The organism is Desulfovibrio desulfopostgatei, assembly GCF_053570645.1.
In genome coordinates this window covers 317,239-339,861 of record NZ_JBRBQS010000002.1, presented here as the reverse complement: position 1 = coordinate 339,861, position 22,623 = coordinate 317,239, and the positions used below count along the sequence as shown (strand labels likewise).

General features: G+C 60.9%; 26 protein-coding genes. 22 read left to right on the top strand and 4 right to left on the bottom strand.

All coding sequences use genetic code 11. The annotated features are described in order from the left end of the window. Window positions 1-5 precede the first annotated feature (5 nt). From ACUZ9Q_RS01500 to ACUZ9Q_RS01405, 20 genes are all read left to right on the top strand, one after another. On the top strand, window positions 6-545 hold the full coding sequence (locus tag ACUZ9Q_RS01500; protein ID WP_022657683.1) for an NADH-quinone oxidoreductase subunit C: 540 nt from the start codon (window positions 6-8) through the stop codon (window positions 543-545). Then, window positions 538-1,620 (top strand): hydrogenase large subunit, encoded by a 1,083-nt coding sequence (locus ACUZ9Q_RS01495; RefSeq protein ID WP_192112239.1) that lies wholly within the window; start codon window positions 538-540, stop codon window positions 1,618-1,620. Before ACUZ9Q_RS01500 ends, ACUZ9Q_RS01495 begins: the two co-directional genes overlap by 8 nt. A gap of 26 nt (window positions 1,621-1,646) precedes the next feature. Then, window positions 1,647-2,030, top strand: a complete 384-nt coding sequence (locus ACUZ9Q_RS01490) for a hydrogenase maturation nickel metallochaperone HypA/HybF (protein WP_022657681.1) — start codon at window positions 1,647-1,649, stop codon at window positions 2,028-2,030. Continuing rightward, window positions 2,023-3,030 carry a 4Fe-4S dicluster domain-containing protein gene (locus tag ACUZ9Q_RS01485; protein WP_323390388.1) on the top strand — a complete coding sequence of 336 codons (1,008 nt, stop codon included), beginning with the start codon at window positions 2,023-2,025 and terminating at the stop codon, window positions 3,028-3,030. The genes ACUZ9Q_RS01490 and ACUZ9Q_RS01485 overlap by 8 nt, the downstream gene beginning before the upstream one ends. A gap of 473 nt (window positions 3,031-3,503) precedes the next feature. Beyond that, window positions 3,504-4,190, top strand: a complete 687-nt coding sequence (locus ACUZ9Q_RS01480; RefSeq protein WP_192112238.1) for a Crp/Fnr family transcriptional regulator — start codon at window positions 3,504-3,506, stop codon at window positions 4,188-4,190. 168 nt (window positions 4,191-4,358) lie between these two features. Beyond that, complete coding sequence (locus ACUZ9Q_RS01475; protein WP_192112237.1) at window positions 4,359-4,940, top strand: flavodoxin family protein; 582 nt, start codon at window positions 4,359-4,361, stop codon at window positions 4,938-4,940. Window positions 4,941-4,971: 31 nt separating this feature from the next. Continuing rightward, window positions 4,972-5,424 (top strand): pyridoxamine 5'-phosphate oxidase family protein, encoded by a 453-nt coding sequence (locus ACUZ9Q_RS01470; RefSeq protein ID WP_449247196.1) that lies wholly within the window; start codon window positions 4,972-4,974, stop codon window positions 5,422-5,424. 67 nt (window positions 5,425-5,491) lie between these two features. Beyond that, window positions 5,492-6,880: a 4Fe-4S binding protein gene (locus ACUZ9Q_RS01465; RefSeq protein WP_449247195.1), complete on the top strand. Its 1,389-nt coding sequence runs from the start codon at window positions 5,492-5,494 to the stop codon at window positions 6,878-6,880. Window positions 6,881-6,989: 109 nt separating this feature from the next. Continuing rightward, window positions 6,990-7,529 (top strand): HPP family protein, encoded by a 540-nt coding sequence (locus ACUZ9Q_RS01460; protein WP_022657675.1) that lies wholly within the window; start codon window positions 6,990-6,992, stop codon window positions 7,527-7,529. Window positions 7,530-7,830: 301 nt separating this feature from the next. Further along, window positions 7,831-8,631, top strand: coding sequence for an AzlC family ABC transporter permease (locus tag ACUZ9Q_RS01455; protein WP_192112234.1), 801 nt, complete (start codon window positions 7,831-7,833; stop codon window positions 8,629-8,631). Beyond that, window positions 8,628-8,978: an AzlD domain-containing protein gene (locus ACUZ9Q_RS01450; RefSeq protein WP_192112233.1), complete on the top strand. Its 351-nt coding sequence runs from the start codon at window positions 8,628-8,630 to the stop codon at window positions 8,976-8,978. Before ACUZ9Q_RS01455 ends, ACUZ9Q_RS01450 begins: the two co-directional genes overlap by 4 nt. Continuing rightward, entirely contained in the window at window positions 8,978-9,286 is a 309-nt protein-coding gene (locus ACUZ9Q_RS01445) for a DUF4911 domain-containing protein (protein ID WP_192112232.1), read from the top strand. Before ACUZ9Q_RS01450 ends, ACUZ9Q_RS01445 begins: the two co-directional genes overlap by 1 nt. Before the next feature lie 196 nt (window positions 9,287-9,482). Further along, window positions 9,483-10,196, top strand: a complete 714-nt coding sequence (pyrH, locus tag ACUZ9Q_RS01440; protein ID WP_022657672.1) for a UMP kinase — start codon at window positions 9,483-9,485, stop codon at window positions 10,194-10,196. Window positions 10,197-10,216: 20 nt separating this feature from the next. After that, window positions 10,217-10,777, top strand: a complete 561-nt coding sequence (gene frr, locus ACUZ9Q_RS01435; RefSeq protein WP_192112231.1) for a ribosome recycling factor — start codon at window positions 10,217-10,219, stop codon at window positions 10,775-10,777. Window positions 10,778-10,893: 116 nt separating this feature from the next. Next, window positions 10,894-11,616, top strand: a complete 723-nt coding sequence (locus tag ACUZ9Q_RS01430) for an isoprenyl transferase (RefSeq protein ID WP_192112230.1) — start codon at window positions 10,894-10,896, stop codon at window positions 11,614-11,616. Beyond that, on the top strand, window positions 11,606-12,421 hold the full coding sequence (locus tag ACUZ9Q_RS01425; RefSeq protein ID WP_192112229.1) for a phosphatidate cytidylyltransferase: 816 nt from the start codon (window positions 11,606-11,608) through the stop codon (window positions 12,419-12,421). Before ACUZ9Q_RS01430 ends, ACUZ9Q_RS01425 begins: the two co-directional genes overlap by 11 nt. Before the next feature lie 202 nt (window positions 12,422-12,623). Beyond that, a complete protein-coding gene (gene dxr, locus ACUZ9Q_RS01420) occupies window positions 12,624-13,952 on the top strand; it encodes a 1-deoxy-D-xylulose-5-phosphate reductoisomerase (protein WP_449247194.1) in 1,329 nt (442 codons plus the stop codon). Then, window positions 13,946-15,100 (top strand): RIP metalloprotease RseP, encoded by a 1,155-nt coding sequence (gene rseP, locus ACUZ9Q_RS01415; protein WP_227118311.1) that lies wholly within the window; start codon window positions 13,946-13,948, stop codon window positions 15,098-15,100. The genes dxr and rseP overlap by 7 nt, the downstream gene beginning before the upstream one ends. Then, a complete protein-coding gene (gene tsaB, locus ACUZ9Q_RS01410; RefSeq protein WP_449247193.1) occupies window positions 15,100-15,957 on the top strand; it encodes a tRNA (adenosine(37)-N6)-threonylcarbamoyltransferase complex dimerization subunit type 1 TsaB in 858 nt (285 codons plus the stop codon). The genes rseP and tsaB overlap by 1 nt, the downstream gene beginning before the upstream one ends. 114 nt (window positions 15,958-16,071) lie before the next feature. Then, window positions 16,072-16,689, top strand: a complete 618-nt coding sequence (locus tag ACUZ9Q_RS01405) for a nitroreductase family protein (protein WP_449247192.1) — start codon at window positions 16,072-16,074, stop codon at window positions 16,687-16,689. 102 nt (window positions 16,690-16,791) lie between these two features. Here the strand turns inward: ACUZ9Q_RS01405 and ACUZ9Q_RS01400 are convergent, their stop codons facing one another. Genes ACUZ9Q_RS01400 through ACUZ9Q_RS01385 form a run of 4 tightly spaced genes read right to left on the bottom strand, consistent with a single transcriptional unit; the run spans window position 16,792 to window position 20,908 of the window. Beyond that, on the bottom strand, window positions 16,792-17,634 hold the full coding sequence (locus tag ACUZ9Q_RS01400; protein WP_227118313.1) for a histidinol-phosphatase: 843 nt from the start codon (window positions 17,632-17,634) through the stop codon (window positions 16,792-16,794). A 26-nt stretch (window positions 17,635-17,660) separates the two neighbouring features. Then, on the bottom strand, window positions 17,661-18,587 hold the full coding sequence (locus ACUZ9Q_RS01395) for a bifunctional riboflavin kinase/FAD synthetase (protein ID WP_227118314.1): 927 nt from the start codon (window positions 18,585-18,587) through the stop codon (window positions 17,661-17,663). A gap of 41 nt (window positions 18,588-18,628) precedes the next feature. Beyond that, window positions 18,629-19,126, bottom strand: a complete 498-nt coding sequence (locus tag ACUZ9Q_RS01390; RefSeq protein WP_297144836.1) for a hypothetical protein — start codon at window positions 19,124-19,126, stop codon at window positions 18,629-18,631. A 42-nt stretch (window positions 19,127-19,168) separates the two neighbouring features. Further along, the gene (locus ACUZ9Q_RS01385) at window positions 19,169-20,908 is read right to left on the bottom strand and encodes a DEAD/DEAH box helicase (RefSeq protein WP_449247191.1); all 1,740 of its coding nucleotides are present in this window, start codon (window positions 20,906-20,908) and stop codon (window positions 19,169-19,171) included. A 255-nt stretch (window positions 20,909-21,163) separates the two neighbouring features. Between ACUZ9Q_RS01385 and hisI the strand changes: the two genes are divergently transcribed. Continuing rightward, window positions 21,164-21,580, top strand: coding sequence for a phosphoribosyl-AMP cyclohydrolase (gene hisI, locus ACUZ9Q_RS01380; RefSeq protein ID WP_022657658.1), 417 nt, complete (start codon window positions 21,164-21,166; stop codon window positions 21,578-21,580). Between the two features lie 12 nt (window positions 21,581-21,592). Continuing rightward, the gene (hisG, locus tag ACUZ9Q_RS01375; protein WP_192112222.1) at window positions 21,593-22,486 is read left to right on the top strand and encodes an ATP phosphoribosyltransferase; all 894 of its coding nucleotides are present in this window, start codon (window positions 21,593-21,595) and stop codon (window positions 22,484-22,486) included. The last annotated feature ends 137 nt before the right edge of the window (window positions 22,487-22,623 follow it).

Here is a 22,623-nt window from a genome sequence, read left to right as displayed (position 1 = left end):
AACATATGCAAGAGACAATTAACGGCAACGCCAAAGTCATCGAGGGGCTTTCAGCCCTGTGTACCGAAGACGACGCCGTACATCACAGCACGGACAGCTTCGGCAACGCTTTTCACTGGTTCAGGCTGGGTACGCCCCGCATGTTGCAGGATGCCGCCGCCATCATGAGCGAAGCCAAGGCGCGCCTGTGCATGACCACTGCTTACAACCGCCGCCAGCTCAGCGAACCCATGCAGGAAGTTTGCTACCACTTTGAGCTGGACGGCGTGGTTTACAACATGACCGTGACCCTTAACGGCGAGTGGCCCACCGTGCCCTCCATCACCCCCCTGTTCGCCAATGCCGACTGGCACGAACGGGAAATGATGGAACTCTACGGCATTCAGGTTACAGGCCACCCCAATCCCACGCGCCTGTTTCTGGATGAAGAGCTTGACGCAGGCATTCTCAACGAGGCCGTGCCCCTGTCCATCATGATGAACGGGGCCTGCACCACCGACCTCTGGGAACGCATTCTCAATGACAAGGAGCGCAACCATGAGTAACACCTTCACCATGCCTCTGGGCCCCGTACACGTGGCCCTTGAGGAGCCGGTATATTTCCACCTCACGGTGGAGGGTGAAACGGTTCGCCACGTGGAACTGACCTCCGGTCACGTGCACCGCGGCATGGAAGCCATGGCTACCCAGCGCAACCTCGTCAAGAACGTCACCCTCACCGAACGCGTGTGCTCGCTCTGTTCCAACAGCCACTCCTTCACTTACAGCATGGTGGTGGAAAACGTGCTCGGCATCACCATTCCCGAGCGCGCCTGCTACCTGCGCGTGGTGGCCGAAGAAATCAAGCGCATTGCCTCGCACCTGTTCAACACGGCCATTCAGGCGCATATCATCGGCTTCAAGTCGCTGTTCATGCACGTGATGGAAGTGCGTGAAATGATGCAGGACCTCAAGGAAACCGTTTACGGCAACCGCATGAACCTGGCGGCCAACTGCATCGGCGGCGTTAAGTACAACGTCACGCCCGAGCTTTTGGACTACATGCTCAAGACCCTTGCCAAGGTTGAACCGCAGGTGGATGAAATCCGCGAGATCTACGCCACCAACGGCATGGTTCTTGGCCGCACCAAGGGCCTTGGCCTGCTGCCCAAGGAAGACGCAGTGCATCTTGGCGTGGTTGGCCCTGTGGCCCGCGGTTCCGGCGTTGCCATCGACGTGCGCAAGGATTCGCCCTACGCCGCCTACGGCAAGCTGAACTTCAACCCGGTTCTTGAGCACGGCTGCTGCGTGAACTCACGCACCATGGTGCGGCTGCACGAGATATTTGAATCGTTCAGCCTCATCCGCCAGTGCATCGAAAGGATGCCCGAAGGCGAGGTCACGGCGCCCATGCGTCAGATCCGCACGGCAGAGGCCTGCGCCCGCACCGAAGCTCCGCGCGGCGAAGTGTTCTACTACATCCGCACCAACGGCACGGATATGCCCTCGCGCCTCAAATGGCGTGTGCCTTCATACATGAACTGGAAGGCCCTGGGCGTCATGATGCGTGACTGCAAGGTGGCCGATGTGGCGCTGATAACCAACAGCATCGACCCCTGCGTTTCCTGCACCGAACGCTAGGCGTAAAGGTTTGGAGAGTTTGATCCATGCATGAGGCAACGCTGGTTCAGGGACTGCTGAACATGGCCATCAAGGCCGTGGAAGACCACAATAAGGCGCATCCGGAATCTCCGGTCAGCCGTATTGCGGAATTTCAGTGCGAACTGGGCCTGCTTGCCTGCGTGGAAGCGCAAACGCTCACCGCCTGCTTTGAACTGCTGGCGGAAGGAACCCTTGCCGAGGGCGCAAAGCTTACGCTTGCATGCGCGCCCCTGGCCTGTACCTGCAATCAGTGCGGACATGAATTCAGCCTGACGCAACGGCATTTCGTCTGCCCAAGTTGCGGCGGCGAAAACATCCACTTCAACGGGGGTCATGGGATGACGCTTATGGCCCTGCACGTTGCATCCGAGGAAACGGACCATGACTGAACATATCCAGGTCGTACCCGACAAATGCCGCGCCTGCCGCCGCTGTGAAGTGGCCTGCATTGCCGCCCACCACGGCATGAGCTTTAAAGAGGCCATGAAACACCGCGACGAACTGGTTTCGCGCGTACAGGTGGTCAAGGCCGAAGGCTTCAAGACCACCGTGCGTTGCCACCAGTGCGACCACGCGCCCTGCGCCAACGTGTGCCCCACCGGCGCATTGCAGCAGGATGCCGATGGCCGCATCATCATGCGCGTACAATACTGTGTTGCCTGTAAGATGTGCATCGCTGCATGCCCCTACGGCACCATCACCCTTGACACCATCGGCATGCCCTCCGTGGACGGCGACGATGGTGAAACCCTGGCCCAGCGCGCCCGCCGCGAAGTGGCCGTGCGCTGCGACATGTGCCGCGCATGGCGCATGGAAAACGGCAAGCGCATCACCGCCTGCATGGAAGCCTGCCCGGCCCACGCCCTCTCGCTGGTGCTGGCAGACGGTTCTGTGGTGGAAGCCCCTGCGCCGGAAAAGAAGCCCGCCATGGAAGGCGCGCCGGAAAAACCCGCCGCTCCAGTGGCAGAACCCGGCCCCCGTGCATCCGTGACCGCTGCTGGCCGCGCCTCTGAAGAGCCTAAGGCTGAGGAAACCAAAGCTGAAGAAGCCAAGGCTGAAGCCCCTGCCGCCCCAGTGGCGGAAGCGGCGGCTCCGGCCCCAGTTGCAGAGGCTCCCGTAGCGCCCAAAGCCGAGGAACCCAAGGTCGAAGCGCCTGTGGAAACTCCCGCAGAAGCCCCTGCCGAAGCCAAAGCCGCTCCGGTAGTGGAAGAAGCCCCCGCGCCTGAAGTCAAGGCGGAGCCTGCGGCAGAAGCCCCGGCAACGGAGCCCGCAACGGCGGCAAAACCTGTTGAAACCAAGCCCGTGGCTGCCCCTGCAGCACCCACGGCTGCGGCCTCCAAGCCTGCCAAGAGCAACAAAAAGGCCACCAAGAAGGGCGGCAAGAAGTAAGCGCTTCTGCCCACTCTGCACATTCAGGCCTCGGCGCGGCAGTCGGAATATTCCGGCTTCTGCGCCGAGGCTTTGCGCTTTATGCAAAGGCCGCACGTTTCCCGCATGCAGCCTCTATAATCATTAGCGCTTGAAATGCTCGCTTACACCAACCAAAAACCTGCCTGCTCGCATTTCGTGGCAAGGATTTTCGGGAACATCCTTGCAGAACAGTTAATTCATTTCATTTGCACCCTGTTATAAAATCACCTTAACATACAGCACGTTGCTTTGATTTAGCCTGAAATGCGGCTCTGAATTGCAAGTTTTTGTGATCTCGGTCACAGAACATCCCGGGCATTTCTGGTGTATTGCCAGTGGTGCTGACAACAGGCCTTGCTGTCAGCCATGGCACTGAGGCGTTCCGTACAGACGTAAGCGAAACTGCAATACCAGACCGTCCGCACGCATGCTGAGGTCTGAGGGGAGACAAGATGGAAAACAGCGACCTGCAAACCATCCATGCTGCCTTGCAAACCGGCCCTTTTGCGGCCATGTCGGATACTGAACGCCAAAAGCTGGCCCTGCACGCCCGTGTGCAGCCATTCAGCCAGGGCGCGACGCTTTTTCGCGAAGGCGAAGCCACTACCGATGCCATGCTGCTGCTCTCGGGCATGGTCAAACTGTGCCGCCACTCGGCTCAGGGCAAGGAATGTGTGCTGCACCTCGTGCGTTGCGGCAGAATGCTGGACGCAGGGGTGCTTTTTTATGAAGAAGGCCTGCCCGCAACGGCTATCGGAGTGCAGAACGGCGTAGTTTTGCGGCTCGAACGCAAGGCCCTGCTTGAAGCCCTGCGCAACGACGCGGCCCTTGGGGTAGCCATGCTGGCGGCCATGAGCCTGCGCCAACGCCTGTTCATCAACAAGATTGCGGGGTCGCAGGGTCGCATTTCCGTTTCGGGCCGGGTAGCGGCGTGGCTGCTGCACCGTGCGAAAATGGAAAAAAGCGCTACCCTGAGCATGGGCGTTACCCAGGAAACCCTGGCCCGACAGATGGGGATAAGCCGGGAGAGTTTGAGCCGGGAGCTTAGCGCCCTGACATCAGCCGGACTCATTGACCGCGACCGACGCCGCATCATTCTGCTTGATGCCAACGCCCTGCGCGAAAGGGCAGAAGCATAGATTCATTGCATATCGATACCACTCTGTCGGCTGCAGGCGCAGCTTTGACCGTTATACAGTGAAGATGCCGCCACTCAGGCAGCACCGCCTTTATGAGTGCGCGCTCGCCAAGGAGCGCTCCAAACGCGATGAGAATGCAAACTCTCAAAACAGATTTTCAGGATCAGCATGAACGCTTGCATTGTTTATTCTTCCTGCACGGGCAATACCCGCAAAGTGGCTGAGGCTCTGGCCGACACCTCGGGTCTTCCCTGCTTTCCCGTGCGCATCGCCCCTGAGCCGGATGACTTTGATATACTGGCTCTGGGCTTCTGGGTGCGCAAAGGCCTGCCTGATGCCCGCGCCCTGCGCTACATGGAGCGTATACGCGGCAAGCACGTATTTTTTTTCGGCACGCTGGGCGCGTGGCCCCATTCAGACCACGCCCGCCGCTGCATGGCGGCAACGCACAAAATTTTACAGGCTGGCGGCAATACGGTAGTTGATGGATTCTTGTGCCAGGGCCGGGTCAATCCGCAGGTGGTTGCCGCATCCCAGCGCAAGGGCGGCCATCCCCTGAGTCCAGAGCGTCTGGCCCGCCTGCGCGAGGCTGAGCGCCATCCGGACGCGGCAGATCTTGCTGCGGCGCGCCTGCACTGGCAACGCAGCCTGCAAAAATACACTGCCAATGCCCCAGCCCCGCAACCCCCTTGTCTTGCCGCAGGCATCTTATCCACGCCGGAACCCATCGGCAGCAATACCTCGCTGTAACCAGACAGCAGGCCAGTATCAGGAGCCGCAAATGCGCAAACAAAACCGCGAATGCCTTGATCCGGCATTTTTTGAAGAAGTTTTTTCCACCGCCGAAGACCTCTGCCTTGCCATGCACGACGGGGAATTTCCCTATGTCATTCCGCTCAACTTTGTGCGCCAGGGCAACTGCATCTACGTCCACTGCGCCCTTGAAGGTCACAAGCTGGACTGTATCCGCCGCAACCCCAATGTGGCCTTTACCTTGTGTGCGGATGTGACCATCCATAGGGAAAAGTCCACGACCTATTACAAATCGCTGTGCGGCACCGGCCGCGCCGTGATTGTGGATGATCCGGCGGAAAAGGGCCTCGCCCTTGATGCCCTGGCAGTGCGCTACGCCGCCCTTTGCCCCACGCCCACGCCGGATGCGGCCCTTGCCCGCACGGGCGTGGTACGCATTGACATTGTGGATCTGGTGGGCAAGCGCAAACTGCCCAAGTAAACGCCTCACCCCATGCACGGCGGCGCGTAACAACGCCATAACATGCCGAATGTAAAGGAAGTCTGACATGCGCGGAGCTTCCCGCCTTATCCCCTTGCCTTCTTTTCTGGCCCTGCTGCCTGCTGGAGCGCACTTCTGGCGCAGCGGTCAGCCCGGCCTCGCCGCCGCCTGCCTTGCTCTGGCCCTGCTTGCCTGGGGCCGCGCCGCGTGGGTGCGCCTGCTGCTCCTGCTGGTGCTGCCCCTGCTGGCCGCCCGCTGGATATGGGCTGCGGCCCAGTTTGTGCAAATGCGCATGTTCATGGGCGAACCGTGGCACCGGCTGGCTGTTATCCTGCTGAGCGTTGCCCTGTTGACGGCGCTTGCCGCCCTGCCCCTGCTGCGCGAATCCGCACGACACCGCTACCACAAGGGGGACACGAGCGCGCGCACCCAACTGGCCGCCCTGTTCCTTTGCCTTGCCCTGTTGCTGCCAGTCTGGCTTATGAAGCCGCAACTGCTGGTCATTGAACGGTTCTTCCCGCAATGGGGATCACTGCAACTTGCGCTGGCGGGTATTTGGGCGGCCTGCGCAGCCGGATGGCTGAGCGGCAAAAAGGTTCCGCAGGTCAGAATGCGCCTGTGGCGGCTCTTTTCACTGGTCTTTTTCGCCCAGCTTGTTCTCGGGCTGGCACTGGAAAGCCGTTTTCTGCTCAGCGGGCAACTGCATCTGCCTGTACCGGGGCTGATCGCCGCCGCGCCCATCTATCGTGGCGGAGGCTGGTTCATGCTGGGCCTGTTCACTTTTTCCACCCTGATTGCGGGCGCGGCCTGGTGCAGCCATCTTTGCTACTTTGGCGTGTGGGATGCCAGCGCCGCAAAGTCCTGCGCCGGAGGCCCGCACGGATTATCTGCGATAAAAAATTCCGGCTCTGCAAACACCGATTCCGGTAATGTTGCTCCGCCCGTTCCCCGCCGCGCTCCCAGGTGGTTGCCATATCTGCGGCTCGCCATGCTGGGTCTGACTCTTGCCGTTCCCCTGCTCTTGCGCCTTTCGGGCGCGCCGCTGGAGGCGGCTCTTGCCTGCGGCCTCTTGCTGGGTCTGCTGGCTGTACCGGCTTCCCTGCTGGTCAGCCGCAAGGCCGGATACGCCGCCTACTGCCGGGGCCTCTGCCCCTTGGGGCTGCTGGCAAAGTGGATTGGGCGCATTGCCCCCTGGCGCGTGCGCCGCACAGGCTCCTGCCGCCGCTGCATGGCCTGTGTACGGATATGCCGTCAGGACGCCATGGGTGACCCCATGACGACATCAGGCCCCAATGCGGACTGCAATCTGTGCCGCGACTGCGTAGCTGTATGCCCGCAAAAGGCGCTCTCCATAACCTGCTACGGCATGCACGGCACGCAAGCCTGGGCAGGCCCAGCACTCATAGCCCTGCTTGCTGCCCTGCACGCGGCATTTCTTGCCATGGCCCGTATCTAGACCAGATTAGCTTTGAAATGCTCCAACGCAGCCACAAACAGTTCATTCAACCAGGGAAGCACGGCTTCACAACCCGCGATTCTCGCAACATCTAGTAACGAGGATGCCAATGATGCGTGTTTTGCGCCGCCTGCGGGCAGGCACAATGGCCCCGCCCAGGGCCGACTGGAATGAAATATTCTGGGCGTGGGCAGGCAGTTGCCTGTCCATAATCAGCCTTGCGCTGCTTGAAAAGCTCTGCTCGCAAGAGTGGAATCTGCCCCTGCTCATCGGCTCGTTCGGCGCTTCCGCCGTGCTGGCCTTTGGCGCGCCCCACAGCCCGCTGGCCCAGCCCCGCAATCTTGTGGGCGGGCACGTGCTTTCCGCGCTTGTGGGCGTGAGCTGCCAGCTCCTGTTCAGCGATAATCCGGTGCTGGCCTCGGGCCTTGCTGTTTCCACAGCCATCGCCCTCATGCACGCAACGCAGACCCTGCATCCTCCGGGCGGCGCAACGGCTCTTATCGCCGTCATCGGCGGGCCCGGCATCCACAGTCTCGGCTACTGGTACGTACTCCTGCCCTGCGCAGCGGGGGCCATCTGCATGCTGGCCCTGGCCTATGCGGCCAACAATCTCGCTGCCCGCAAGAGGTATCCCCTTTTCTGGTGGTAAGGGTCTTACAAAAAACGCGGTGCTGACGATCCATATTTGCAGCACAGAGTCATAACAGTTTGCCTGCCTTCGTGGAGTCTGCCCTTGCGGCCCTTCACGAAGGCAGGCAAATTTCGCTTCATGGATGGAGGCAGCAAACGAAACACCTTGCTTTCTCCATTGCATCTGCTTGGCTCATGCTAGAAGGGCAGCCCGCCGAACTCCAGCCAGCCGCCGAACCTGGAACCAATCCCCGGCTCTGGCTTGCCAGCCAGGGGCAAAGGGAGTAGCCTCATCGTCTTACTTTTATCGAGGTTATGACATGTCCGGCATATCTTCCGCTTCCCCCCTGGCGGAGGGCCTGCGGCGCGCACTGCCCATTGTGCTGGGCTACCTGCCCGTAGGCTTCGCTTTTGGGGTTCTTGCAGTCAAGAACAACATCCCGCCCTCTCTGGCTGTCGCCATGTCCGTGCTCATGTTTTCCGGCTCCGGCCAGTTCGTGTTCGCGGGCATGTGGGGCGCTGGCGCAAGCGCGCTCTCCATCATGGCGGCAGTGTTTATTGTAAACCTGCGCTATCTGCTGCAATCCGCCGCAGAATCTCCCTGGCTGGCAGGCCTGCCGCGCGGGCAACGCTTTCTGCTGGGCCTCGGCCTTACGGACGAAACCTTTGCCGTCCATGTCACGGCTTTTCAGAATGGTTGGCAGCGCAGCCTCACCACGCTCTTTGTCTGCAACCAAACCGCGCAGATGGGCTGGGTGTCCGGTGCGGCCATCGGCGCGTTCTGCGGCGAGCTTGTGAGCGATGTCAAGCCGTTGGGCCTTGATTATGCCCTCACCGCCATGTTTCTGGCCCTGCTGGTGCCGCAGTGCGTCAGCCGCCTGCATGTGCTGGTGGCGCTCTTTACCACCACGCTTTCCATCAGCCTCAAGGCAGCGGGCATGACCCAGTGGAACATTGCCGTTGCCACGGTGCTTGGCGCAAGCCTTGGCACATGGCTCTTGGTGCGCAAGGCGCGGCACGAGGGCGCACCCCTTGACCTTGCCTACCGGCAAAGCAAGGATGCAGACAGCCGCGATATCAGCAACATGGCGACACCGCGCACAGAGGAGGCCGAATCATGAACGAAAGCGGATGGTTCAGCACCCATGCGGCCCTGCTGCTCTGCCTGCTTGGCAGTGTTCTGGTTACTGTTCTGCCCAAGATCCTGCCTGTCACCTTTTTGAAGGGCGACAGCCTGCCTCCGCTGCTGCGGCACTGGCTGTCCTTTGTGCCCGTCGCCGTCATGGCGGCTCTGGTGGGGCCGGACGTGTTTTTTTACGAAGGTCATTTTAACGCTGGCCCCTCCAACCTGTTCCTGATGGTGGCCCTGCCCTCTCTGCTGATTGCGTGGTGGTCAAAGAACTACTTTCTCACCATCGCCTTCGGCATTGGCCTTGTCATTCTGGCCCGCTGGACCGGGTTGTACTGATGCCGCGCGCACGAGGGTCCGCTTCCGGGCCGCCTTCCCTGCGCGAAAGGCGCAAACCGGCTCCAGCACTGCCGCCGCCAACACGCAGCGCCAGCCTTTTGGTGCGCATTGCGCCGGAGCATACGGGGCTGTTCCGCTTTTTGCTCGAAGCTTATGAGCACATTGCCTATTTTACCGTGCTTGAAAACAAGACCGCCCTGCTGCGGGTTATTTATTCCCCCCACAGGGAGCGAGAGGCGCGCGAGGCTCTGGGCCAGATGGCCCAAAGCCTGCCCTTCACCGTGGAGGAATGGCCCAAGCAGGCATAATCGACGCTCTCAGGCTGCGTCTGTAGCATCTGCGCAGGACGGCTCAGGACTGGCCGGGACTGCTGCCGCAAAAACACTTTGAGCTGCGCGCAAATTCTGTTACAATTCTTTCGTTTTGGGGCAGGGCCAAAAGTCCAGCCCTTTTCCTGCGTCCGGCGAAAGCCCGCAACACCTCAGCCTTTACCAAGGCGGACTCATGCCCACACTGAAATACAAGCGCGTGCTGCTCAAGCTGAGCGGCGAGGCCCTGGCCGGAGAAAACAAGACCGGCATTGACCCGGAAACCGTAGCCACCATCTGCCGTGAAATCGGCACCGTGCTCGAAATGGGCGTCGAAATGGCCCTTGTAATTGGCGGGGGCAATATTTTTCGCGGGCTTTCCGGCTCGGCCAAGGGCATGGAACGTTCGTCCGCCGACTACATGGGCATGCTGGCCACAGTGCTCAACGCGCTGGCCGTGCAGGATATGCTGGAAAAGCTGGGTTACCCCACGCGCGTGCTTTCGGCCATCACCATGCAGGAAGTGTGTGAACCCTTCATCCGCCGCCGCGCCCTGCGCCACATGGAAAAGGGCCGCGTGGTCATCTGCGCCGCAGGCACCGGCAACCCCTACTTCACCACAGACACCACCGCCGCCCTGCGCGGCATGGAACTGAAGTGCGACGCCATCATCAAGGCCACCAAGGTTGACGGCATCTACGACAAAGACCCCAACAAATATTCCGATGCCGTCAAGTACGACAGCATCACCTATGACGAAACACTGGCGCGCCATCTGGGCGTCATGGACGCCACGGCCTTTGCCCTTGTGCGCGACAACAACGTGCCCATCATCGTGTGCCGCATGTTTGGCGGCGACATCTGCCGCGCCGTCACCGGCGAGTCCGTAGGCACCATCGTTCAGAACTGAGCCCCCCAAGGAGAATACTGATGGATATAGACAGCATCCTTCTGGACGCCGAAGACCGTATGGAAAAGGCCATTGCCGCGCAGGAACGCGATTTTTCCAAGCTGCGCACGGGCCGCGCCTCCACCGCCCTGGTGGACGGCATCAAGGGCGACTATTACGGCACCCCCACGCCCATCAGCCAGATGGCCTCCGTTGCCGTGCCCGACAGCCGCACCGTGACCATCCAGCCATGGGACAAGGGCGGCATTTCGGTGATTGAAAAGGCCATTCTGAAGTCTGACCTGGGCCTTACGCCCATCAATGACGGCAAGGTCATCCGCATCATGATTCCGCCGTTGACTGAAGACCGCCGCAAGGATCTGGTCAAGGTGGCCCGCAAATACACCGAAGACGCCAAGGTGGCGGTGCGCAACGTGCGCCGCGACGCCAACGACAGCCTGAAAAAGCTGGAAAAAGACAAGGCCATCAGCGAAGACGAACAGAAGAAGGCTTCTGAAGACGTGCAAAAGCTGACGGACAAGTTTGTGGCTGATGCCGACAAAAAGTGCGCGGCCAAAGAAAAGGAAATCATGGAAATCTAGCCCGTGGCGGATTTTCCGCCCGGGTTGTGCGCGCCCCGCAAGCACTTTGCGGGGCGCGGCTTTGCCGCCGCAGACAAGGCCGCAGACCCGCAGGACTTTTCACCACAGGCTTTTGCATGACGGATCATCCAGACAAACTGCCCACACACCTCGCCATCATCATGGACGGCAATGGCCGCTGGGCTCAGGCGCGCGGGTTGCCCCGCGAAGCAGGTCACCGCGCTGGCGCGGAAACCGTGCGCAACATAGTGACCGAATGCCGGTCACTGGGAATACGCCACCTCACGCTCTACACCTTTTCCAGCGAGAACTGGAACCGCCCCAAGACAGAAATCAGCGCCCTTTTCAGCCTGCTGATGGAATTTCTGAGCCGCGAGGTGCCGCGCATGGTCGAACAGGGTATTTCCATGCGTGTTCTGGGCGATCTTGAATCCATGCCCCTTGCCCAGCGCACGGCTCTGCGCCATGCCATCAAACGCACCGAGGGCGGTAAGGACATGATCTTGAACCTCGCCCTCAACTATGGCGGCAGGGGCGAAATCGTGCGCGCCGTGCAGACCATGCTGCGCGAGGGCCTGCGCCCTGAAGACGTGACTGAACAGGCCGTTGCCGACCATCTTTACACTGCCGGGCAACCGGACCCTGACCTGCTTATCCGCACTAGCGGCGAACAAAGGCTGAGCAATTATCTGCTCTACCAATGCGCCTACAGCGAGCTGTATTTCACGCCCGTGCCATGGCCGGACTTCGACGCTGCGCAGCTCCGCATGGCACTTGACGCCTATGCCGCCCGTTCGCGCCGCTTCGGCAAAACACAGGAGCAAATTGATGCCCATTGATCCTTCAACGCAATCCATCGATATCCGCCGTATTTTCACAGGCCTTGCACTTGCCGCGGTCTTGCTGCTGGCACTCTGGTTCAGGGGCCTGCCCTTGCTGTTCGTTATTTTGCTGGTATGCGCCCTCGGCCTGTGGGAATTCTACTCCCTGTTCTGGGGTTCCAGCCGTGTGCCCAGCCGCATTTGCGCCATCGTGCTTGGCTGGTGCATGATCTGCCTCACGTGGCTGCACAGGCCGCAAGATGCTCTGGTCTGCCTTGGCGCTGGCTTTGTGCTGGCCTCCATGAGTTTTCTTTTTCGGTGGGATGTTGTTGAAGACGACAATGCCTTTGCCTCCAGCGGCATCTTCATGGCGGGGCTGGCCTATGTGCCACTGCTGCTGCTTCCGGCGACCTACCTCTCCACAACCAAGCTCATCTTTGTTATTGCAGCGGTGGCTATTTCAGACACCACCGCCTACTTTGTGGGGACCCGATTCGGCCACCACAAGCTGTGGCCCCGCGTCAGCCCCAAGAAAAGCTCGGAGGGCGCGGTGGGCAGCCTTGTTGGCTGCGTGATCTTTTGCGCCATTTACGGCGAAATTTACGGCAAAACCGGCTGGTTCTCCTTTGCTCTGCTGGGCATTGCGGTCAATGCCTTCGCCCAGTTGGGCGACCTTTTTGAATCCGCCCTCAAACGCTCGGTGAACATCAAGGATTCCGGCAACCTGCTGCCAGGGCACGGCGGCATCCTCGACAGGGCCGACAGCCTGCTGTTTGCCATGCCCATGGTGGCCGTTGTTGACCAGTGGTTTTTCTTCTTTTAGGGCCTGTTGGCACTATGACTCTTTTGCCCCCTGCTTGCGCGGGGGGCGAAGCTTCTCATAGTGTTAATGGCCCTTAGAGCCTCTTTATTTTGAAATCCTCGGTTATCCCCACCGGGGAGCTTGAATTTTTTGCCGCAGTACCAACCTTATGCGCACACGCGCCGCGAACACCTGCGCGCGCCCATTAAAGGACAACGTCACCATGGCGCAACTCTGGCCCGGCCTGGGCGGCCCTTCCATCAATTACATTTCTGACGCCCCCGGTGAAAGCTGGCAGCAAACATGGCCGCGCAGTCTGGTGCTGCTGGGTTCCACAGGCTCCATAGGCCGCAGTACGCTGGAAGTAGCCGCGGCGCATCCGCAGGCCTTCCGCATGGTGGGTTTTGCCTGCGCCCGCAACGTGCAACGCCTTGCGGAACAGGCCCTCACATGGAGGCCGCCGCATCTGGCTGTGCTGGACGAGGAATCCGCAGCCAAACTGCGCGCGCTTCTGCCTGCGGACTACCGCCCCCGCATTCTTGTGGGGAGCGAGGGGTACGCGGAACTGGCCTCCCTGCCCGAGGCTTCCACCGTGCTTTCCGCACAGGTGGGCGCTGCGGGCCTTGCCGGAACGCTGGCGGCGGCTCTGGCAGGCAAGGTCATCTGCCTTGCCAACAAGGAATCACTGGTGCTGGCTGGCGACCTTGTGCGCCGCGTGTGCGCCCGCACAGGGGCCGTTGTGCTGCCTGTGGATTCTGAGCACAACGCCATTTTTCAGTGCCTTGCCGGGCGCGGGCAGGAAGTGGAACGGCTCATTCTCACAGCCTCCGGCGGGCCGTTTCGCGGCTGGACACTCGAGGCCCTGAGCGCCGTCACGCCCGAACAGGCGCTCAAGCATCCCAACTGGAGCATGGGGGCCAAGATCACCATTGATTCGGCCACGCTCATGAACAAGGGGCTGGAGGTCATTGAGGCTTTTCACCTCTACGGCGTGCCTGTCGAGCGCATCAAGGTGCTGGTGCATCCTCAGTCCGTGGTGCATTCGCTTGTGGAATTTCACGATGGCAGCCAGCTTGCCCAACTCGGCACGCCGGACATGCGCATGGCCATTGCGGCCTGCCTGCTCTGGCCGCGCTGTGTGCCGGTCAACGTACCGCCGCTTGACCTTACGGCGAAGCCGCTTACTTTTCATGAACCGGACGAAAGTGCTTTCCCCTGTCTCGGGCTGGCCAGACAGGTGCTGGAAAACCGTGGCGGACGTTGCGTAGTGCTCAACGCCGCCAACGAGGCCGCAGTGGATCTTTTTCTTACAGGCCGCTGCGCGTTTATGGACATCCCCCGGCTGATAGCCGCCGCACTGGAGGCGCACGGCGCTTCCAACCCTGGCCATCAGCCTTTATGCGCGCCTCTTGAAGGTGCCGCTTCTGCAACTGACAGCGAAGCCGCACTGACAATGGAGGCGCATACACTGGCGGAGCGCATGCAGCGTCTTGACTGCCAGAGCCGCGAGCTGGTCTACGGGCTGGCCCGTGACGGAGGTTCCTTGTGCTGACAACAATTATTGCAGTAGTGGTCGTTCTTGGCGGCCTGATCTTTTTCCACGAGCTGGGGCACTTTGCCGTGGCGCGTGGTCTTGGCATGGGCGTTTCCACGTTCTCGCTGGGCTTTGGCCCCAAGATTCTCAAATACCGCAAGGGCAAGACGGAATACGCCCTGTCGCTGGTGCCGCTTGGCGGCTATGTGGCCCTGGTGGGCGAAAGTGACCCCAAGGACATTCCCGAAGGCTTTACCGAAAAAGAAAGCTTTGCCCTGCGCCCCGCATGGCAGCGTCTGCTTGTGGTTGCCGCCGGCCCTGCCGCCAATATCATTCTGGCGTGGCTGCTCTGCTGGACCCTGGCCCTTGGCTGGGGCACCCCCGTGCTGCTGCCGCAGGTTGGCGGCGTTGTGCAGAACGGCCCTGCGGACAAGGCGGGCATTCAGCCCGGCGATACCATCGTGAGCATCAACGGCGCTGCCGTTGCCAACTGGCAGGCCATGGCCGACGCCATCACGCAGAGCAACGGCAAAACGCTTGCCGTCACGCTTTCGCGCCCGGACACGGCCCCCCAGGCTGACGATCAAACCCGCGCCGATGAAGCCGCGCAGCCCGAGCAGGGCATGATCATCAGCGTGGAACTCACGCCTGAACGTTCTATCCGCAAAACCATCTTTGGCGAAGAAGAAAGCGCATGGCTTATCGGCATCCGCAATTCCGGCGCAGTGCGGCTTGTGCAGCACGGCTTTGCCGACGCGGCCATTGCCGGAGCGGGCCAGACCGCAGACATGGTTTCGCTCACGTGGCAGAGCTTTGTAAAACTGGCCGAGCGTGTGGTGCCTCTGGATCAGGTGGGCGGACCCATCATGATTATGCAGATGGTGGGCAAGCAGGCCCACGAAGGCCTTGCCGGGCTGCTGGCGCTGGCGGCGCTCATCAGCATCAACCTTGGCATCCTGAACCTGCTGCCCATCCCCGTGCTGGATGGCGGGCAGATTGTTTTTTGCCTGTGGGAAATAATTTTCCGCCGTCCGCTCAACGCCCGGTTGCAGGATTACGCCATGCGCGCGGGCATTGCACTGCTGGTGGCTCTCATGCTGCTTGCCACCTATAACGACCTGTGGCGCATCCTCAAGAATACCGGCTGGTTCGGGAGCGGCTCATAATGCAGAACGGCACCGGGCTTGAGCTTGTCCTCAATGCCGCAGAGGGCGCGCTCCAGATCATTGTCACCGAAGACGAGCGGCTGATCTGCGTGCAGGAATGGCACAAGGCCGACAGAGCTACGGAAATTCTGGCTCCGGCCCTGGCAGAGATTTGCAGCAGCCTTGGCATCAAGCCCGCCGACTTTCGGCGCATTGCCTGCGTGCGAGGGCCGGGTTCCTTTACCGGCATACGGCTGGTGCTGACCACCGCCGCAGCCTTGCGCCGCGTGGGGCAGGCCCGTCTGGCGGGCCTGGACTACATGCAGGCTCTGGCCACCAGCGCCGTGCTCCAGCACAACCTGTTTTACGGCACCCCAGTATGGGTGCTCACACACGCCCGCCGCAATCTTGTGCACTGCCAGCCCTTCATGTCGTATGGGCCGCAGATTCCGGCCCAGCCCACGCAGGCTGTTGACCTCTGCGCGCCGCAGGAGGCCCTGCGCCGTATCGAGGCCGCACAGGAAGCGCCCCTGCCGGATGGCACCGACAGGCACCGCCGTACGCACATCTGCGGCAGCGGCCTTGCCCGCAATGCAGATGTATTTGCGGCTCTGGAAGGCATGCGCATGGTTCCCGTAGGAGAGGAAACGGACTCTCCATTCGCCATGCCCCGGCTGGTCTGCCCGAATACGGACTCGCTGTGCCTGCTGGCCCGCCACGGCGATTATTTTGATGCAGATGTGGAGCCGCTCTATGTGCGACCCTGCGATGCCGTTGAAAATCTCCCCCAACTGGCCCCGCGCATGGGCATGACCGGCGAACACGCTGTCGCCGCGCTGGACACCATGCTGGAGCGCTCCCCCAAAAGCGAAATCTGAGCATTCTGTTGCAAAGGCATGCTTGACCGTGCGCGTTTGCGGAACAGGAATCTTGTCTGTATTTCATAGCGAACCGCTACTGGTACAAACCCAACCACCACACGGAGAACACCCATGATCCGTACCGTCAGACACTCACTGTCCCTATTGCTGTCATTGGCGGCTCTTGCGCTTATCCCCGCCGCTCCCACAACTGTGAACGCTGCGGACAGCAACGCCCGCATGGAGCTGCCCGCCCCCAATAAAACCGGCGGCATGCCCCTGATGCAGGCTCTGGCCCAGCGCCGCTCCATAAAAACGGGCTTCAGCGGAGTGCCCCTTTCGCCCCAACAGTTGAGCGATCTCTTGTGGGCTACCTGGGGCGTCAACCGCGAAGATGGACGCAGAACCGCCCCCACGGCCATGAACCGTCAGGATGTGCGCCTGTACGTGGCCCTTGAAAGCGGCGTATGGCTCTATGAACCCGCCCACGCCCTTGTCAAGGTGCTGGATGGCGACTGGCGCGCCCAGATGGGCGGCGGCTCGCTCACCCTGCTCTACGCCGTTCCGCAGGGCAATGAATGGGGCGGGGCGCATGTGGGCTCCCTGTATCAGAATGCCGGACTTTTCTGCGCATCAGCAGGCCTTGGCAACTATGTGCACGTGTCCGGCCTGCACGCGCTGGACGGCAAGCTCCCGCTGACCGAAGGCTGGAAGATATTTATTGTTCAGACTGTGGGCCTGCTGAAATAAGGCTTTGCCGGACACAAAAACGAATCCCCGTTCTTCATGCGAAGAACGGGGATTTTTCATGTCTTGCACACGCAGAGATGTGAGTAAAAGGGGCCACTAGGGCTAGAACGACAGTTCCCTGCGCTCGCGGGCCACGCAGATGCGGCTGCGCGTAAAACCAAAGGACGCGGCATAGGCCGCCAATTCCGTGAAGTGCGAACCCGTGTCTTCCATATTGTGCGCGTCTGAACCAAAGCTGATGCGCAGGCCCAGATCTGCCGCCAAGCGCATGATGACCGGGCCGGGGTAGGGTTCGTGAAATGGTTTGCGCAAGCCTGCCGAAGAAACTTCCATGGCTGTATCTGTGGCGCGCATGGCCTCAAGCACAGCTGCTATGCGCTCTGTGCTGCCCGGCAGGGCCAGCCAAGCCTGAAAATCATCAAAGCAGCACACCTTGATGAAATCCGGGTGGGCCACCACATCCACCATGCCGCTGGCAGCCAGCCCCCGCATGACATCATAGTAGGCATCGTAGCGCGCAAAGCGCTCTTGGCGCTCAACCTCCGGCCCCCAACTGCGGGGAGAGCCTACAGGCACGTCGTCCACAAAATGCAGCCCGCCGATAATGTAGTCAAAGGCATAGCGGCTGACCATATCGCACATCCAGGGTGTGTTGACCGGCAGCCAGTCAAGCTCCATGCCCAGCAGCACACGCGGTTGGGCATGCGCGCCGGATCTGGGGCTGGATGTCTGCTCTCTCAAGGCCAGCACTTCGTCGGCATAGGCAGGGAAGGTCACGACGAGGTCGCCCTTGTACAAGGGGCAGGAATAACCGGGCGGCAGTGGGGAATGCTCTGAAAAACCGTACCAGACCAGATTACGCGCCTGTGCGGCAGCAAACATTTCGCCCACTGTGGCAAGGCCGTGCGAAGCAACGGTATGGTTATGAATGTCGGCGCAGATCATGGTTTCTCCAGCCGCCCCCGGCCCTCCTAAAATGCAGCCTGTGCAAGCAGGGAACGGGCGTCCTTCACGTCCTGGGCAATGCGCTGCTTGAGGGCGTCCACCGAGGCAAAGCGTTCTTCACCACGCACACGGCCCACAAACTCCAGGCGCATCATCTGACCATAAAGGTTTTTGCCGTCTTCCAGCAAAAAAGTTTCAACACCAAGCTCGTTGTCGCCAAAGGTGGGTTTGCGGCCCACGCAGGTCACTGCGGGCCATGCGTGGCCCTCCAGGGTGGCGCGGGTGGCGTACACGCCTTCCACAGGAAGCACCACTTCGGGCTTGCGCTGGTTGGCGGTGGGAAAGCCCAGGCCAGCCCCGCGCCCATCGCCGTGCACAACTTCGCCGCTGAAACCGTGGAATCGCCCAAGCAGGCGCGCGGCCCTCGCCACATCCCCCTGGCCTATGAGCCCGCGCAGAGACGTGGAGCTGACAACCGTGCCTTCTACCAGCACGGGTTCAAGCTGCTCCACGGTAAAGCCGGTCAGTGCGCCAAGCTCGCGCAGCACCGTGACCTGCCCCCCACGGTTGCGGCCCAGCGTAAAATCGTAGCCCACCACAAGGCGGCGCAGATGCATGGGTTCAAGAATGGTCTGCACGAATGTTCCGGCATCCAGCGAGGCCAGTTCGCGCGTAAAGGGCAGCTCAAGCACAAAGGGAACACCCAGCGCTTCAAGCAGGGCGAACCTGTCTTCGCGCGTGGTGAGGGGCATGTGCCCGCGCTCGGGAAAGAGCACCTGGCGGGGATGCGGCCAGAAGGTCATGACCACCGGGGTCAGGCCTTCCTGCGTAGCAACCTCGAGGGTGCGGCGGATAAGAGCCTGATGCCCAAGATGGACGCCGTCGAAATTGCCGATGGTGACGGCGGCACCCGCGAGGGCGCCCAGCGCGTCAACTGAATGGACGATTTTCATTATATATGTCGGTTCCCGAACAGATAACGCACGCCCGGCGGCTAGATGAGCCGGTCGAAAACGAGTTTGTAAATCTTGCGGATATGCAGCACCAGCTTGAGATTGATGCTCTTGGCCTGACCGGGATCCTGCGTGGAAAAGGAGCACAGGTGCCGGGCAACTTCGCTGAAGTCGCCATCGCCCCGTGGCTCAAGCATGGCCCAGTATTCATTGGCCCGCTGCACAATATGGCTGCTGTGCTTGTCCTTGTGCGCCCGCACGTATTCCTGCTGAAAAAGCTCAAACATGCGCGGAGCGTCAACAGGAAAAGACCGCGCCAGCGCCAGTCGCCACAGGGCCATGTAGAGCCCCATGAGTTCCGACTGCATCTGGCGGCGACGCATGAACTGCATGCGCTTGATGCCCAGCAGTTCAAGCTCAAGGGTAAAGTCGGCATCGGCCAGCAATGCCTTGAAATTCTCCAAAGCCGCTCGCGCGGCTTCAGACGGGGCACCGTCTGTCGATGCCTCCTGCGTGGTGAGATCGTCACTGTTCTGCATGGCTGTCACACTTAACTGTTTGCTCGTAAGATCCCCAAATGCCTAGTCTCCGTCCTCGCGGGACGAACCCTGGCCCTGCCCGTCAGCAGATTGCCCTGCAGTACCCTCGGTTGCATTGCCGCCACGACGTCGCGAGGAACGGCGACGGCGTTTGCCGGAATGCGAAAAATTGCCCTCGCCAGCGCCGGAATCAAAACCGGAATCCGCTGATCCGCCCTGCCCTTCAGGGGCAGCGGGGCTGGCTTCCACTTCGTCCGCGCTGCGGCCACCGGATGGCTTTGGCCGGCCACCGCGTGAACGGCCCGGCTTTGCCTGACGCGACTGACGCTGCTGGCCCTCGGCGGCGCGAGGCCGCCCATCGGGAAAGCGTGTTTCGCGCAGGCTTTCCTGATGGCAGGCATCCAGCAGCATGGCCAGAAGCAGCACGTTGTCTTCCTCATCGCTCTGCGTGGCCAGATCGCGCGCAAGCTGGGCATAGCGCCCAACGCGCATGCGTTCAAGCCCGGTCAGATTGCGGAACCGCCCTTCAAGAATGGCGGTCAGTCTGGCCCCGGCTACCCGCGCCACGTCTTCGTCCGAAGGCAGAGGCAGGGGCATTATGCCGATCTTGTAGTGTTTGGCGATACGGTCAAGCTCCATGCGCTGCATCACGTCCACCAGCGAAATGACCGTACCGGCGGCACCCGCGCGGCCAGTGCGGCCTGCGCGATGGATGTAGCTTTCGTGATCTTCCGGCGGCTCATAAAGAAAAACGTGCGAGAGCTGCGCGATGTCAATGCCGCGCGCCGCAACATCTGTAGCCACAAGGTATTGCAGCTTGCCCTCGCGGATTTTTTCAAGCACGGCCTCGCGGCGCGACTGCGAAAGATCCGCGGAAAGCTCGTCGGCGCTGTAGCCAAAGCCCTGCAAAACGCCCGTCACATAATGAACGTTGGACTTGGTATTGCAAAAAATAATGGCGGAGGCGGGGTTTTCCGTTTCCAGCAGGCGCACGAGCGCCCGGTCTTTATCCATGGGCTTCACCTCGCAAAAGAGGTGCTGCACTTCGGCCACGTGCACTTCTTTTTGCGAGAGGGAAAGCATGGCCGGTTCCGCCATGAATTCACGCGCCAGCTTGAGCACATGGGGCGGATACGTGGCGGAGAACAGGCAGGTATGAATGCGCTTTTGCGGCAGATAGCTCTGGATTTCCTTCATGTCGGGATAAAATCCGATGGAAAGCATGCGGTCGGCCTCGTCAAAAACCAGAACGCGCAGGTCGCGCAGTTCCATGGTGCGGCGCAGCAAATGGTCAAGCACACGACCGGGCGTGCCCACAATAACCTGCGCGCCGTCGCGCAGGGCATCCATCTGCTTTTTATAGCCCACGCCGCCATAAACAGCGGCAGTACGGATGCCTGTTTCTGCAAAAATTACAGCGGCCTCGCGCTCAACCTGAACGGCGAGCTCGCGCGTTGGGGCCAGCACCAGAGCCTGCGGGGCCTTGAGGTCGGCAGAAATATGGGGAAGCATGGGCAAGAGGTAGCAGCCGGTCTTGCCGCTGCCAGTGCGGGACTGCACCATGATGTCGCGCCCGGCCAGCAGATAGGGCAAGGCCAGCGACTGCACGGGCATAAGGCTTTGCCAGCCGGCCCGGCGGCAGGCCGCACTCACGGCCTCGGGCAATTCGTCAAGGGTAACCCTGGGCAGGGCGTCATCGGGTTCGCTGACGGAAATGCCGTGCAACGCGGCGTCAGAAGCGGAATCCGCACACTCATTCACAGTGGAATCGTAATCGGCCATGTATTTTCCCGGCGGCACACCCGCCATAACTAAGAGTTTTGCTAACGTGCCAGCATGCCACACCCGGCATGGATTCGCAAGTTGCGCCTTTTGCGGCAGACCATGCCGCCTCAGGAACGCCGCGCTTGCGTCCTGCGGCTCTTGCAGGTAGATTTAACTGTTTGCGCGGAACAAACCGCACTATTAGACACCGCATTTTGTCGGCACAACGCAAGCGCGCACAGCCCTGCCAGCCGACACAACAAAGGAGGCCCCATGTCCGCTACCCCTGACGGCAGCGCGGCTCTGGAAGGCAACCCCGGGTTTCAGCCCGACTTCAGCAAGGGGCTTTTGCCCGCCATCGCACAGGATTGCGACAGCGGCGAAGTGCTTATGCTGGCCTATATGAACGAAGACGCATGGCGCAAAACCCTTGAAACCGGCGAGGCCCATTACTGGAGCCGTAGCCGCAAGGAACTTTGGCACAAGGGCGGCACATCGGGCAATGTACAAAAAGTGCGTTCCCTGCGGCTCGATTGTGACAATGACACAATACTGCTGCTTATTGAGCAGATCGGCGGGGCCGCCTGTCATACAGGACGGCGCTCCTGCTTTTACAGGGAATTGAAGCAAGGTTCGGTGCGGGAATGCTCCCCGCAGGTTTTTGACCCCAAAAAAGTCTACGGTCGATAGAAGGAAACTGTCATGAGCGCGGATACCATGCCCATCATCAAGCTTGGCGTGCCCAAGGGCTCGCTGGAAGAAGCCACCATCAACCTTTTTGAACGCGCGGGCTGGAAAATCCGCAAACATACGCGCAACTATTTTCCCGACATCAACGACCCGCAGATCACTGCCTCGCTCTGCCGCGTGCAGGAAATCGGCGAATACATCGAAGCTGGCGTGCTGGACGTGGGCATCACCGGCCTTGACTGGCTGACCGAGCGCAACCACGAAGACAAAGTGGTGCGCGTTTCCGACCTCGTATATTCCAAGACCTCCAACCGCCCCTGCCGCTGGGTGCTGGCCGTGGCGGGCGATTCGCCCTACCAGAAGGCCGCCGACCTCGCGGGCAAGCGCATCGCCACAGAGCTTCAAGGCCTGACGCAGCGCTATTTTGACCGCGAAGGCGTTAAGGTTGACGTGTTCTATTCGTGGGGCGCGACCGAAGCCAAGGTCGTGGAAGGTCTGGCTGACGGCATTGTGGAAGTGACCGAAACCGGCACTACCATCCGCGCTCACGGCCTGCGCATTATTGACGAGGTCATGGTTTCCTACCCCGTGCTCATTGCCAATAAAAAAGCATGGGAAGACCCCGCCAAGCGCGCCAAAATCGAACAGCTTGATCTGCTGCTCCAGGGTGCGCTCAAGGCAGAAAATCTGGTGGCCCTCAAGATGAACGCGCCAGCAGACAATCTGGCAGCCATCCTTGAAATGCTGCCCTCGCTCAATTCGCCCACGGTTTCGCCCCTGCGCGACACCCACTGGCTCTCGGTGGAATCCGTGGTGCAGATTGATGTTGTGCGCGATCTGATTCCCCGCCTGCGCCTTGCTGGCGCAGAGGGCATCATTGAATACGCGCTGAACAAGGTCATTTAGCATTAGCCGTCCGCACGGGCGGCAACACAAATAACGGCAAGGCGGCCTGCGCAAGCGGGCCGCTTTCTGCCCGCGCGGCGGGCATTTATTGTTTCCCCGCCCCGCGCCGCCGCGCCACGGGCACGCAACCAGGAGCG